The following is a 16,834-nucleotide window of genomic DNA, read 5'->3' on the forward strand; positions in this document are numbered from 1 at the left end:
GAATGAGTGAGAGGAATTTATGAAAACAACCCTTCGTCTTCTTGGTGGGGTAGTGGGCACGCTGCTTATCGCTGGTTGCGCCACCGATACTTACGTAAGCCAAGAGAACCGAGACAAGTTTACCGACTTGGACGTATCGAAATTCTTAATCAGCGAATGTTTAGCGCCAGAGCGAGAAATTCACATTGCTGTGGCAGAGCACTTTGCTTTTGATAAGTACAACATTCGAGACGTAGATGCGACGAGTTTGAATGCCTTCGTGCATGAAATCGAAGGCTTAAGCGGTCGAATTACCATTTTTGGTCATACCGATTACAAAGGCTCACTGGAATACAACGAAGCCTTGTCACTGCGTCGCGCTCAATCAGTGGAGAGCTTCCTTAAAGAAAAACTTAATCCAGACCATTATGACTGGGAAGTGAAGTATTTTGGTGAAACGCAACCATTAGCGCTGGGTAAAACCGATCAGGATCGTGCTGAAAACCGCCGTGCTTTTGTGGTGTTCGAGGAAGCGAAAAAATATGAAGAAATGCCATTTTGTGAGCCACCAAAACCGGAACGCAAAATCTACATGGCGATGACACCGCACTTCGATTTCGACAAGTCACAGCTGAAGCCGGAAGATTTAGCCAAATTAGACAGCTTCACTGATAAGTTGCAAGGCTTGCAGGGCAGTATTCTTGTTGCGGGTCATACTGACCAAATTGGTTCGCTGTCATACAACGAGAAGTTGGCACAGCGCCGAGCATCTGAAGTGGTGAAGTATCTGAAAACCAAAATCGACCCATCGCAATTCTTATGGGAAGTGAAATCGTTTGGTGAGCTACAACCGGCAATTAATAAGCGCTCCAAAGAGGCCAATGCCCTTAACCGCCGAGCCTTCATCGTATTCAAAGAAGGTTTGATAGAGCAACCAACCATCCAACCTAAACAATAATCAATAAAGCCAGCCGAGGATGAAAGTACTAAGGCTGGCTTTTTACCTTTCTTCCGTATTCAACTCCATTTCTGGTTATCCCTCTGCTTTTTCAAATGCAGGTAAATCTACGTTCACCGAAAGAAAACCACTCTTCCATAACACCAATTTTTTTCATTTATATTTCCATTAGTTGCGTTTGTTTAAATGATGAATATTCAGTTTAAGCATCACGAGGCGCAATATAATAATCAGATTTGTGACCTTCACCTGAAAAATATATAGGAAATCTCTGAGTTTTGGTTAATACCCTGATTTAGCGAACTTTATAGACTAAATTTATCGATGACGTCGTATTAGCTAAAGCTAGGTATATAACTATGAAATGGATTTTGTTGCTTGTAAGCCACACTTTATGTGTTTTGGCTGGTTTTGCCGCCGGTATTTACGCGCTGCCTATTCTTATACAACCCACTTCTCCTGATGTCTCAGTGATCTCTCATTCTTCTGAGGGGCTGCTCTATCGTGGAGTCTTTGAACGAGATCGCATCGACAGTGACTTTTTGCATTGGGGGCAAGGAGATATCTGGCTAACAGAAGACACCTTGGCTTTTGAAGGTGAGCTTGCTCCGGGCCCAGATTATAAAGTGTACCTCTCTCCTAAATTTGTTGAAACGGAAGATGACTTCAATCGATTGAAGCCGCAAATGATTAATGTGGGTGACGTGAAAACATTTGACCGTTTTATGGTCACTCTTCCTCAAGATTTGCCTTTAGACAACTACACGACCGTTATTATTTGGTGTGAAACATTTGGTGAATTTATTACCTCTGCGCAGCTTGAATCTGTCGCAAATCTGAACCAGAGCTGATAGCCAAGTAGTTTTAACCAATGCCGAATAAAAAATGACAGAAACGTGACAATGTAAATTCTTCTGTCGACAATATCTCGGCGCCTAGTTTTTGACGCTATTGCTAGCTTAGTCATAAATATCTGAATAATTAATATTTTATATGAGTCGGAAAAGTATTGTGCCAATTGTTCAACGTTATCTAGCCTTGTTTTTGCTTATGTTTTTGCTTCCTTTCAAAGCATTAGCAGCAGGGGAAATAGAAATATCTTTTAGTCCAACATTCGGTCTGCCTTATGAAAATGGACAGGTCATTACATATTCTATTGAGGTTCGAAATACGACGATCAGCACGATCAGTGATGTGTCAGTGACGAATGCCATTTGGGATGTGATGTCTGGATCGAGTAGGGCGTTCAGCAGTGTCAAGATTACCGATACTCACACCTTAGGAACGAATGCAGGTAGTTATTCCTCCAGCAATAGTAATTTGAACGTGACCGGCGCTAACTTATTACCGCTAGGGCGCATTACTTATCAAATTGAAGCAACAGTTGCTGATGATGCCGCTGAAGATATCGTTCTCGGCAACACAGAAGTAAAAGGGACGGTTTCCGGCACAGAAACGACTTTTACAAACACGGACACGATTACTTTCCCCCCAGCTGAATACGATTATCTTCTGGAAGAATATGTTAATCCCGAGGAATATGAGGTTGGCGGCACATTGACTTACTCTTTGACGGCAACCAATAACGGTGCTTATGCGGTTAAAGGATTAGATATTGAGCAAGAATTTGCATCTTTAACGGGGCAGAAGTTAGACGGTTCAACGGGGGATGCATTTAGCAGTGTTACCATTAGTGCCGTCGCTTCATCGGGGAGCGATGCCGGTAACTTTGCGACAACAGGGGATTTATCGGTCACCGATGCGGAGATCTCTGTTGGTGGCTACATTACTTACACCATCAAAGCGACGGTTGCTGCGGACCTAGTATCCGATATTGATACCCAAGCAAGCTCCACGACTCGTGCTGGTAAGGTCGACAGTAACCCACTATCGACACCGCCAGCTGATCCTGATATTGAACTTGAGCACACGTTAAACTCGACATCGCCATACCTAATTAACGGTGAAGTTGATTTTGAATTGAAGGTGAGTAATAACGGCGGTGCGATTGCTCATAATTACCATGTAAAACAGAATATTAAAGACTTAGTAAGCCGCAATGGTTTAGCGAACAATTTATCTCCTTCATACGATAACACTGATGTGGATGGAAATCCCTTCACCACATGGGATATTACAGTTTCAAGCATTGGCAGTAATTCACTTTCTGATTACCAAGGCAGCTCACAAACGGATGTCGACTTTGACGATACCGTTTCTATTTATCCGGGTGAGTCGATTACTTACCAAATTAAAGCAACACTGACACCTATTACGATTGGTACTTTGCAAGGCTTTACTGCTTCGGTGACAGATGAGTCTGGTTCGCTAGTCGAGAGCTCCAGTATTTCCGATACGGTTGACGCAGAAAAAGTGCTGAGTGTGTCGGATTCTGATATCTCTATTTCTAAAACCACTTCTGCATCCGAATATGTACCAGGTGGTGAAATTGAGTACGAAATTACCGTTACAAATGGCTCATCAAAATACTTTGCCAATAACCTGTTAGTTCAAGATAACTTGACGTGTGTTGTTACCGAGCAAGCGGGTGGCGCTGGTGACGGGCAGGCTTTCGAAAAATGGAAAGTTGAAGTGATTTCTGGTGAAGACTCGATTGGTTCTGATCCTGGCTCTTTTAGTTATGGAGCTTGGACATCAAGTCCACTCTCGCTGACACCGGACATCGCACCGGGTAAAACCATTAAGTACAAACTTACCGCCAAAACGAATGATACCAGTACAGGCCTCATTCTTGATGACGACCCAAGTTGCTCTAATGATAACGTAACCGAAGAAGGCTCGGGTGTTCAAACTCCAGATGATAACTTACGTGCGAGTAAAGACGTAGATAGTCGTTTTTATTCTTCTGGCCAGACTCTGACTTACACCATTACCGTGACGAACGACGGTGATGGTTTTGCAAACCAAGTTCAGGTACTAGACGACCTTAACTCAGTGAAAACAACCGATATCAATGGCAAAGAAATCAATGCTTATTCGGATTGGACGATCACTGCCGAAGCGTTTAAAGACGATGGCACACCAGCGACCGCTTCAAATACTGGTATCACTGGAGAAGTGAAACACCCTGACAATTTGAATGTCATTGCTACGCTTCAACCTCACTCCTATATTGAGTACACCATTGTTGCTCAGACTAACCCTTTAGCAAATGGCCATATCTCAAACGAAGTAACTGTTGATGGCTCTGTCTATGCCGATCGAGGCTCTGATCCTCGCGACTTTGCGATTGCGCTAAACAAACGTGTGAAGACGAATACTGACAGCGGGTTTCATGGTGAACAGACTGCGTATTCTAAGCTTGATACCGAAGTCACTTACCAAATCAGCTTAAAGAACGATAAAGAAAACGGTTATGCGACAAATGTTGCTGTAAAAGACACCTTATCTTCGATCTCCGCGAAGATATTGGAACCAGATACGACATCAAAACAAGTGTTCAAATCGTGGACGATCAGTGCGGAGATTATCTCAGATGATCCTCAATTGGATGGCAATCCAGCGTACACCGACGTCGGTACTTTTGCGCCAAATACGGATCTAGATACAACGGCACAAATCCCGCCGAATGTTGAAGTGGTTTACACCATCGTGGCACAAATCGACCGCTCAAATGAAAGTGAGATTATATACTCGCGATTTGACAATACAGCAGAAATCAAAACACCGGATTCAACAGTTCAATCATCTGCATCGGATACGGTTATTGTTTACCCTCATGATCCAAAAGTGATTGTTGCGAAAACAACACCTGATGATTCGTTTGTTCCAGGCCAATGGGTTAACTTCAAGATTACCATCGTCAATACTGGGCCTGGTTATGCAAACGAAGTTCGTGTCACAGATGATATTAAGGGCTTGAATGCGTTCTCTGAATGGGAAATAACGGCATCTACAGATTCCAATAATTCACCTTTTAAAACGGGCAGTTATGCTGGTGAAAAGTCGGGGTATCCAAATAACGGAAATATCGATAGTCGTATCGATATCGATCCTAAAATTAATGGTGTCGAAGGTTACGTTGTTTACAATGTGAGAGGCAAAGTTAAAGACGATTACATAGAAGATGAGATCGCTAATACTGCAGAGATTTACGATCCATCGACGAACTTAAACCAATCCTCTTCTGCCGAGATTGGTGGTACATCAGGGGACTCTCTTAACGTTTCTATTCTGAAAACAGCGGATAAAGTTCGCTTTGTTCCTGGCGATGACGTCACTTATGAAATTCGTGTTTTGAACAATGGCGCGAATGTCGAAAGCGGTCTTAAGGTCGTTGATTTACTGACAGATATTCGTTCTGTTTTGGCAAATGACAAAGACAACCAATATGAAAACTACCCAAACCAATCTCCGTTTGAATACTGGCAGTTTGATTTCGATGACGGCGGCGGTTTTCAATCTCAAACTACCGAAGATTTTATCTACCCACCTGGTGATGCATCGAACACGATGACACTTGCTGCGGGCGAATTGCGTACTTTCCGAATTAAAGCTCGTGTTAAAGACAATGTTATTGGTTCTCAGGATTCAATGGGGAACTTAAACGACAAAATTGAGAATGACGCCTACGTATACCGTGACTTTGGCCAAGTTACTGAAGAATCACATCTTTCTCATCATGAGATGGAGCGAGCTTACAATGGCGGCGATGTGGTGAGGAAGTTACTGGTTAATGGGGTTGAGTCTCGCTTCTATTCGCCAGGTGATACCTTAACTTATCAAGTAACGGTTTCTTCTCAAACTGGTTATGTCAATGACCACGCTGTAAGCGAAAACATTACTGGTGTGACGACTCAGTTGTTGGATGGCTCTTTAGCGACGCCATTTGATAAAGGTTTCACCGTCGATGTTTCGAAAGATGATTCAAATGGTGGCGACGGCACAACCGACGGCACATTGGATGGTACTGTTGCGGATAATAAAGACATCAACACAACGATCGATGTGGCTGGCAAAGATTCCGTTACCTTTGAAGTCGTGGGTGTGGTGCGTGAAGACGCGACCGGTACAATCACTATTGGTGGCATCACGGTGATCCCGAACAGCTATCATCTGGCGTTCAGTAAGACGGTTGATCAATCAAGCTACGAGCCGGGGCAACCTCTAGTTTACCGTTTAACAATCGAAAACGATGGTAAGGGTAACGCATACAACATTCCTGTTATCGACCGACTGTCTAATATCATGGTCGATCTTGTCGATGGCACAAGCGGTAAAGCGTTTGACTCGGGTTGGACGGTCGTTCCAAGGATCGTCAGTGGTAGCTCCTCGGCTATTCTCGATCTGGATGGCAAGATTGCTGATAACGCAGACATCGATACTCATGCCTCTATCCCTAAAGGCACAATCATTGAGTATGTTGTGACGGCTAAGGTGAACAACAACGCCGTCGGTGAGATCCTGAACTTACTTACTGTTGATGGCGATACAGTGAGTGCGGAGACCAAAGCCTCTGCAGAGAAGTACGACTTCTCAAAACATGTCACCAAAATCTACGATCAGGATGGCACTACCAAGTTAAGTGGTGGTTATACGCCGGGTGGTTACATCGAGTATGAAATCTCACTGAAGAACTTAAATAATGTTCACATTAATGAGATGCCAATCAAGGATGAAATCAGCAAGATCCAGACCGATTACTTCGATGGTAGTGGTAAAGGACGTGCATTTGATTCATGGACCATTGTTACCAGTGTTGATTCGAGTGGTATTAGTGATGCGGGCTCTGTCAGTAACAACAGTGATATCGATACTAAGTTCAACCTAGCAGCTAATGAGTTTGCAACAGGCGGAACCTTTGTTACTTACACGATCAAAGCGAAGATCAGTGAGAAAGCGATAGGTCAAATTCTTAACGTTGCAGTGGTCGACAAGAGCCATAACTTACCGTCAGAACCGGTGAACATGCTGCCGGTGAACATTGTTAAGTCGCATAAAGCGTACACTGATACATCATTGGCAACACACAAGACCACATACAACCATACGACAGACGGCGAAAAGATCGTTTACCACTTGCGTATTGAGAACAATGGTAAAGGTTTGGAGTACAACAAATCACTGAAAGAGTTGTTCTCAAATGTCAAAGTACGTGTTGCTCAGAATGCAGCTGGTGAATCTGACTCACAAACGCTACCTGCATTTGATCAATATGGTTGGACAGTCACCGCTACCACATCCGGTGAAGCGACTACTCTGATTGATGGCTACACTGGTGGTGCGAATGCAGATATCGATATTTCAGTACTTTCGATCGCGCCGGGTGGTTGGATTGACTTTGTCATGGAGTCACAGATCCGCCAAGATGCGCTCGACCAGATTGTTGCGACACCGAAATACAACGGCAGTAACTTCAATTCCGCGAAAGTTACGCCTGAGGGCAGTAATCTGTCGGTGAGCAAAGAAATTGTTTCAATCGATGGCAAATCTTATGTATCCGGTGACACCTACAAACCTGAAGATGAGGTCATCTACAAATTCACGGTGATCAACACCGAGCCCGTGTGGCGTGACCAAACCGTGATCCAAGATATTGTCTCTAACGTTCGCGTTGAAGTGATCGGTGGGACGACGAAATCAGCGTTCTCAGATACGGATATATCTCATGCTTTCACTTCAACAGGTACAACGGGAACCCAAGACACTTACATTGAGTCTTATGATGCGACTGATGATCTTGACCTACTAGTCGATATCGCTCCGGAAGAAGTCATTGAGTTTACGGTTAAAGGAAAAGTTCGCCCGGACGCTCTTGGTGATATCGATGGCAACACGGGTAAGGCTGGGAACCAAAGTGATACCACGGACATAATTCCACCAGTTGTGCCTGTACTGAACTTCGAGAAGTCAGTTCTGAGTACAACTGCAGACAGTGGTACATGTACTTTCCCATCAACGACTGGCACAGGCTGTCACTACAACCCGAACGGTCAAGTTCAATATCAAGTTAGCGTGACCAACGTGGGCGACAGCATTACCAATGGCGCGACTATCGTTGATGAACTAAACACCATTGATACATCTGATGGTAAGGCAGCATTCCAAGACTACAGTGTGGCAATCGTGAGTGCGCCTGATGCAGACCGATTCTCAATTACGGGTAACTACCAAGGAACTGTACCACTGAATGCAGCGTTCGACTTGATGCCAGGCGACACCGTTGTGTTTGAGATTGACGGCACAGTAGCGGCGGACGCCACAGGGACCATTACCAATGTGGCCAAAGTCAACGGCGTTGATAGTAATGCCGTAGTTCTAGATCCTGGTACGTCGAGCCTGATTGCTCAAAAATCAACGGATACACCAACTTATACTCCAGGCTCAGAAGTTCGGTATCAAATGCGTGTTCGCAACGAGACTGCAAATAACGAGTTGATTGACATTCGTGACATTATTAGCAATTACAAAGTTGAAGTCGCTGATGGTACAGAGCAAGTTGCTTTAAAGGATTGGACGGTAAGTGCTCAAATTATCACTGATGGTAATCCGGCCTACACAGATATTAGTAACCTTAACTCTGTAGCTCCAAACACGGATATTGATGTGACGGTTCAGATGGGTGGTAAAGCGGCCGATGATACTTATACGGAAATCTTAATCGAAGTCGTTGGTCATGCTCGCGATGATGCAGTTGGTGAGTTTACTAACCAACTACAAGGTAAGCTGAATTCAGGAACCAATTACTTCACCTACAACCTGAAAGAAAAAGTTATCGTCCCTGAACCGGGAACACTTACCGTTTCGAAAGTCACTTCAATTACCCCCGCGATTTACCATCCGGGCGATACCATTGGCTACGATATCGAGGTGAAAAACACAGGTACAGGTTATGCGACCGATGTCCTGATTTCTGACCTTTGGAAGACGATTCGTGCTGAAAAAGCGGGTGCGACCTTACCAGTTCGTGCATTTGATTCTTGGTCAGCGACGTCAGTGAGTGTTGACGGTACTGATCCAACATTGACTCAGCCCATTGCAGGCTCTGAGGTGACTGGCGACAATGGTTATCAGATTCGCTACAACATTCACCCAGATCACACAGTGAAACTTCATGTTGAAGGTGTTGTAAAAGCGGACCTTGTTGGCGATATCACCAACGTAGTGGAAGTGAGCGATTCAAGCGGTTCTCAAACTGCGGATGCGACTTATGTGGCGGCAACGGCTGATCTCACGGTCGATAAAACGGTTGATAAGAGCCAATACGAATCAGGTGACAAGCTGACTTATACCATCACAATTGAAAACACCACAGCCAACTGGGCAAGTGATGTTTCCATTAAGGATCTAGTCAACGACATTACTTCGACCAGTATTACGGGCGCGACAGTAAAAGCGTTTGAGTCTGGAACCATCTTCTTCAATGCGTCTTCACAGACGGGTGACACTAAGTTCCCATCGTCCACTGGTGAGTTTTTAGATGGCAGCTTGGACATCAGTCCAAATGATGTCGTGACTATTACGGCGGAAGGGGAGCTTGACCCAGAAGTAGTGGGCGATGTCACCAACCAAGTTGAAGTGACCTACAATGGTTCGACTAAAACTGCAGAAGCAACCAGCACAGCGACGATCCCAGATTTAACCTTTACGAAAGAGCCAATGGTGGAGTTTTATAGCCCTAACCAAGCGGCAGGTTACATCCTGAAAATTGTCAACGAAGGCAACAGCTACGCGAATGACATCAACCTGAAAGATGAAATTGGTGCGCTCACCGTGAATACCATTGATGGTTCGGCCAACCAAGCTTTCCTACAATGGGCGGTTCAATATGTTACGGGCAGTTCACTGACTACCGTCGATGCGAACTCACTTGTGGTTGACAAGGATATTGATTACAACATCGACCTCGCACCGAACGACACCATCACTCTTTACGTTATTGGCTTAGTGAACCCGGAAGCAACGGGCGACATTGTTAACACCGCAACGCTGAATCACAACAGTAAAGACGTGACGGAAACAGCAACGTTGAAACCACGTCCGGGTGATATCGTTCTGGAGAAAACCACCGATGAGCGTTACTACCAACCGGGTGAGTTCTCCACATTCCGCGTCAAAGTGACCAATAATGGTTCCGGCTTTGCGGCAGATGTAAAAGTCGAGGACATCATTTCTTCACTTGAAGTTGAAACCTCTGGTGGAGCGATAGAACCTGCGTTTAACGATTGGACGATCGTGACCACTAAAGGGGACCCACGTACCAACATAGATACGGTTCCGGGACCAAACGGTGATATTTCTACCAACCTTGATATTGCACCTGGTGATACGGTGGAATTTGCTATTACAGGTACAGTCAACAGCAGTGCAGTGGCCAATATCGTTAACACCGCGACGGCTGAGTTTGGTGGTGCGACTACCGATGCAACGGCTACGCTTGAAACGTTACCTGAAGAAGTTTGGATTGAGAAAACGGCTGAATCGCCAATTTATATCCCGGGTGAAGAAGCGGTATTCCATGTTCGTGTCTACAACGGGACCGATGGCTTTGATAATGATATTGAGCTAGACGACATTCTGTCAGGCATTAAAGCGATCAACATCTACGGTGTAAATGAACGTGCGTTTGAGAGTTGGACTATCGAAACCACTAAGAGTGACAGTCGTACGACTATCACGCCAATGCCAGTCGATAACCAAGATATTCGCTCAGTTATTGATATTGCCCCACATGATATTGTCGAGTTCACCATTACGGTGAAAACCAATCCATTGGCAGCGAGCGAAATTACCAATATTGCCACTGCGGATCTGAATGGCACCACGCAACAATCAAGTGCGACCATCCAACCTCAATCTCAAGGTATCTCAATCGAGAAAACCGCAGACACGGAATACTATGTTCCCGGCACGGAAGCGACATTCCGCGTTAAGGTGAAGAATGAAGGCACTGTGCCAGCAACGGATGTTGATGTGAAAGATGCTATCAGCAATATTGACGTTGTTCGACTTGATGGGACGACCGTGAAAGCGTTTGATTCATGGCGTATTGATATCAACAAAGGTAACCCAGAAACAGACATCACCAATATTCCAAGTGTGAATGCTGACATTGATTCGACGCTGAGCATTGCGGCAAATGATGAGGTGGAGTTTGTGATTACTGGTCTCGTAAACCAATACGCCATTGGTGAGATTGAAAACACGGCAAGCGCCACGTTCCGGGGGGATACTCAAGACGCAACAGCGACGCTCTTAGCGATGCCAGAGTCAGTCAAACTTGAGAAAACCGTGGATGACGAGTATTACCGTCCGGGTGAAAACGTCACTTACCACGTGGTGTTAAGTAATGAATCTGGCTCATTTACCGAAGAGATAGTGCTTAAGGATCTTATCTCTGAGTTGAAGGTGAATACGATTCACGACACCGAAGCGCCAGCGTTTACCAGTTGGAGTATGACAAGCTCATATAATGACGACCGCACCATCGTGTTGCCACAAATTCAGGGCGACAACCTGGATGTGAATAGCCGCGTGATTATTGCGCCAAACGATCAGTTGGACATTGAAATCACGGGTGTTGTAAACGCGGATGCGATGGGAGAAATCACCAACCACGCGTATGCCTATGACAAGTCAGAAAGTGATGTCCTTGCTGATGATTTCGCAACCATCAAACCACTGCCGATCATTTTGTCGGTGACCAAGGTGGCGGATAAAGCGGAATACACCAACGACGACGATGAAATTACCTTCACAATGACCGCGACCAACCGAGGTTCTGCCGATGCAGAAAGCGTCAACTTGTTGGATGAAATCGATAAGCTTATTGGTAACAACGGCAATCCATTGTTCACCACATGGAAAGCGACCATCACCGAGCTCAAGTCTGGTGTTGTGGTTTCTGTTGATTCAGATAGCAATGTCGATTCAAACCACGCCATGAAGGCGTATCAAGGTAATGAATACGAAATCGTGGTGAAGGGTGAAATCAACCGAGGTATCGATGACAACTTCACAAACGTATTCACTGCCGCAGCATCGACAGGTGAAACCGCTTCCGCCAATGTGACCATTAAGGTCAAGAAGCAAGCGTACAACGAAGGCATGTTGAAAGTGACTAAGGTTGCTAGCAAGTCAGAAGCGAGCGTCGGTGAAGTTGTGGAATATGAAGTGACGATCACCAACGAAAACGACAACCCATTCACAAGGGTTCGCTTGGTTGACCGCTACCCAGGAGGCTTCGCTTACATCCCTGACTCTACCGAGATGGTGAACAGTGGACCAGATGGTGTGTTTGATACCGCAGACGACATCCAAATTACCGTAGAGCCAACTAAGACCAATCAGTTGTTCTTCGAAGTCGGAGATATGAATATCTATGGCAACGGTGACTCGCAAACTGCAGACGCAATTCGAATTCGTTACCTAATGCGTGTGAGTGTTGGTGCTACCTTTGGCGTTTACACCAACACCGCATGGGCAGAAGCGCCACCGGCAGAAAGCTTCTCCGCACAAAACACCACGACCAACTACGTTGTGAAGTCGAACCTTGCCAGCGCAACGGTCGAAGTTATGCCAGACAAGGTGTTCGATACTGCATCCATCATCGGTAAGGTGTTTGAAGATCACAACGGTGATGGCTTCCAAGCTGATGCCACTGCCGATGATATCTACATCGATGTTGACCTTGCAGAGGGGGATTACATTCCGAATTCCACGTTCATTACTCAAGATGGCGTAGAGACTCATTTGAAAGACGCGAACGTGAAATTGAAAGGGCAAGACGTTGTGATGTCGAGTGTGGATAAAGGATATGAAGTCAATGAATTGTACGGCTTATCTCGCAACCGAACCATTGAAGGTAGCAACAAAGTGGCTTTCCAATTTAAGACGCGGACCCGCCAAGGTTTCCCGTTCAAGGTGACAACGGATAACGGCACGCACATCGAGTTCGATAAGCAAGGTAACGCGATTACCAAGCACAAAGGAGATAAGAAAAAAGGTCTGTCGGCAGAGAACATCGACGTGGTGAGAAACCTCTACCGAGATGGTGATATGTACCTATGGGAAATCATCGTAGAGAACAAAGGACTTTACGAAGACGGTATCCCAGGCGTTCGACTGTTAACGGTCGAAGGCATCATCATCGAGACAGACCAATATGGTCGATACCACGTTCCAGATCAGTGGGTGTTGAATAAGAAAGGTAAGCAGTTCTTGGTCAAAGTCGACACTGACTCGCTACCAACAGGCATGAAGGTAATCAGTGAAAACCCGAAAGTGCGCCGAATCACACCAAACAAACTGACGAAATTTAACTTCAGCATCAAAAGCAGTGGGGATGATTAACCGTTAGCAGCACAGATGCAGGCTGGGTGCGCCCAGCCGACCACTTAAGCGGTTAAGCAGGATTATTTATGATTAGATTGAGACCATCAAAACTGACAATGTGTATCGCGGCTGGGTTGCCGATACTTTCGTTCGCGAAAGACACCAGTCAATTGGAGAAACTTGACAGTGACTCACTGGGTATTGAAGTTAAAGCGCATGAGCAAATCGATAATTCGCGTATTTATTTAGAACAAGGTGCGATCTGGGCAAGCCGTGACATTATGCGTTTTGACCCTGTGTTGGATCTAAGTATCAGCAGTGACATTGAAGTTCGTGACGGTAAGCCATTACAAGAAATGAGTTTCGCGATTACCACCAACTTCAGCTATTACGTAGACCATTATCAGTTGGAAGTTTATCGCGGGGGTGACCGGGGTTTAGTCGCACCACTTGCGATCGTGGAAGGGCAACAGTTCGCCAACGACTTCAATATAGTTTGGGATGGTCAAACCGAGCAAGATTACCAATTCGAATCGAATGAACAGCTGTTGTTTCGCTTAAAGGCGTTCGATAAAGACGGCAATATGGACGTGACGACGGTCGGCGTGATTAACCTAGTTGAGCCAGATTCTGAAGTCGACATCGACAAGAACGATGGCGAAGAAGAACAAAGCCGTAAACTTGGTAAAGCACAGTTGATGCGCCATAACATTCCGACCTCAGCGGGGCTGGCACGTTTCATCGGTACGGGACTAAAAGGCGTTGATAAGGTCATTATCGGCGAAGACGAATTTGATGTTGAAGAAGGTGAGTTGTACGCAGAGCAATATCTACCCGCGGATGCGTACTTGTTCCCGACGCGCGTAGTATTCGACAATGGAGAAGAGCGTCGCTACCAATTGTATGTACGTATTCCAGATGAATACTGGGTACAAGCCGGTCTTGCCGATTTCTATATCGGTAAAAATAAGGTGACGGGCAACTCCTCTGCATTGGCAGTCGATGACCAATACCAAGATGATATCTACAATCAAGGCCGCCTAGCGTACTTTGGCCAAGGTAAGTTTGGTGACAAACTCAGAATTACTACCCACTTTGATACCAAAGAAAGCGACGTGCGAGACATGTTTAAGCACCCGTTTGCCTCTGACTCATCCAGTGTGTTCGACATTCTGGAAGACGACGATGAGATGTATTATGGCAATTATGGTGACAGCTCCAACATCTACAAAGTGGTGAATACCAAAGGTAAAGTTTACCTCAACGTTGAGTACGATAAATCCAATGTTTTGTGGGGTAACTACAACACTGGTATTACTGGCACCGACAACAACGACTACAACCGTAGCTTGTATGGTTTCAAAGGCGATTACCGTACCCGTTCAACCACTAAGTTTGGTGAAGACCGTTTGAACATTGTTGGTTTTGCTGCTGAATCTGATTCACTCTTTGCTCACGATGAATTCCTAGGGACTGGCGGTTCGCTGTACTTCTTGCGTCATGGTGAAGTGGTTCCAGGCAGCGACAAGGTGATGGTGAAAGTTGTTGACCCTGACAGCAGCATCACGGTTCAGGAAATGCCACTGCAATCGGGACGAGACTATGAAATTGACCCGTATCAAGGTCGTATTATTCTAACCAGACCGCTGAACAACATCATTTCAGATAACTTCGGCACCGTCATCAATGACCAACCATCGTCTGGTTATGACAACTATCTAGCGGTGGACTATGAATATGTACCTCAGGGCAGTGATGCTTTGGATGCATTGACTGCTGGTGGTCGTGTTAAAGGATGGGTGAATGATTACATTGGTGTTGGTGCCAATTATCAAACCGAAGAAAAAGACAACCAAGATTACGAAGCGTACGGAACAGATCTGACATTACGCGCTTCTGAAGGTACGTATTTGAAGGCGGAATTTGGCCATAGTAAAGGCCGTCAAACCGATTCAAACTTTGTCTCATTAGACGGTGGTTTAACTTTTGAGCCGATTGGTACTGTCGGTGAAGATAGAGAAGGTGACATCTATCAGGTGAAAGGCGTGATGAACCTTTATGATATTGCGCCGAATATCTTCTCTGCGGTGGGTAACGATGTTAAGGGCTGGTATAAATCTAAAGATGCGGGATACAGTTACGCAAACCAAGATGACGATTTAGAACAAGAATCTTACGGCACTGAAATTCGCTTCCAAGCGACCGATCGTGTTGCTGTGAAAACACGCTTTACCTCGATTGAAGAGCGCGAATCCGATGGAGATCTAAGAACAGATACCCAACAAGCGGAACTGGAAGCACAGGTTAAAGTTACCAAAAACATTAAGATCTCCGCAGCAGGTAAGCAAGTTGATGAACTGAATAACGAAAATGAAAAAGGCCAAGGCACCTTAGCGGGTCTTCGCGCCGATTACATTTGGGACAGCGACAATAATGTTTATGTTAAAGGCCAAAAAACCGTCGGTAAGACTGATGAATACGATGAGAACGACAGCGTTACTCTGGGTGGTGAAACCCGTATTTTAGAAGACTTCGTGGTTGGCGCAGAATACACCACTGGTGATCGCGGTGATGCTGCTGAAGCGAGTGTGACTTACGACGTAACCGAAGATTACAGCACATACTTAACTTACGTAGATGATACTTACGAAGGCAAAAACAATGTGATTGTCGGTCAACGTGCAGATCTGACTTCAACGGTCGACTTCTACCAAGAAAACCAATTTGTTGATGAAAACAACGGTAAAGGGCGTATCGACTCATTCGGTTTTGGCTATGACATGAACGATGACATCGACATGGGCATAGGCTACCAAAAAGGGGAAATAGAGGACGACCAGAAAATCACAACCGAGCGCCAAGCCGTGAGTGTGAGCACTTCGATTGATCTAGATGACGTGGTCTTCAAGAACAAAGTTGAATACCGTGTCGACAAAACCGATGAAACGACAGACCCAGATAAAAAACGTGTTGATCAATGGGTCACCACCAACCGTTACACTCATCACCTAACGGAGGAGTACACCCTATTTGGTAAATTCAACTATTCGCTTTCTGAAAGTAAATCGAGTGATAAAGTGTTAGCACGCTTCATTGAGTCGACAGCAGGTTTGGCATATCGCCCTATCTACAACGATCGCTTGAACGTGTTATCGCGTTACACCTACTTGGTGGATTTCGACCAACTTAATCGAGATGTTGATTACAAAGATGAAGAAAGCCACATCATCGAAATCGAAGGTATCTACTCGTTGGATGCAAACTGGGATTTAGGTGCGAAATACGCATTCAAAAATAAGAGTGAAATTTTTACTCGTCAATCAGGCGAAGACATTCCAGTCGACAGTAAAATTTCTCTCTATGGCTTGAGTGCCTCTTACCGCGTCATGAAAGATTGGGATGTAACGGGTGAGTACCATTGGAAGACCGACAGCACATATGATGAGCTAGAGCAGGGTGCATTGGTTTCGGTGAACAAACACTTAAGCGATAACTTTAAAGTTGGGGTGGGTTACAACTTCTCAAGCTTTGACGGTAACCTAGCGAATGATGATGATTACGATGCATCAGGCGTGTTCATTAACCTAGTTGGTAAGTTATAAG

General features: G+C 45.2%; 4 protein-coding genes. All 4 read left to right on the forward strand.

Features of this window, described 5'->3' with window-relative positions; all coding sequences use genetic code 11:
* Positions 1-19 precede the first annotated feature (19 nt).
* The 4 genes from ATB76_RS01520 (at position 20) to ATB76_RS01535 (ending at position 16,833) form a co-directional block, all read left to right on the forward strand.
* Positions 20-937, forward strand: a complete 918-nt coding sequence (locus ATB76_RS01520) for an OmpA family protein (protein WP_061034461.1) — start codon at positions 20-22, stop codon at positions 935-937.
* Between the two features lie 359 nt (positions 938-1,296).
* Complete coding sequence (locus tag ATB76_RS01525) at positions 1,297-1,788, forward strand: DM13 domain-containing protein (protein WP_061034462.1); 492 nt, start codon at positions 1,297-1,299, stop codon at positions 1,786-1,788.
* Positions 1,789-1,987: 199 nt separating this feature from the next.
* Positions 1,988-13,249 carry a DUF11 domain-containing protein gene (locus ATB76_RS01530; protein ID WP_240538026.1) on the forward strand — a complete coding sequence of 3,754 codons (11,262 nt, stop codon included), beginning with the start codon at positions 1,988-1,990 and terminating at the stop codon, positions 13,247-13,249.
* Positions 13,250-13,317: 68 nt separating this feature from the next.
* Complete coding sequence (locus ATB76_RS01535; RefSeq protein ID WP_061034463.1) at positions 13,318-16,833, forward strand: hypothetical protein; 3,516 nt, start codon at positions 13,318-13,320, stop codon at positions 16,831-16,833.
* Position 16,834: the final 1 nt, after the last annotated feature.

The organism is Vibrio sp. MOR3, assembly GCF_001557775.1.
Classification (GTDB): Bacteria; Pseudomonadota; Gammaproteobacteria; order Enterobacterales; family Vibrionaceae; genus Vibrio; species Vibrio jasicida.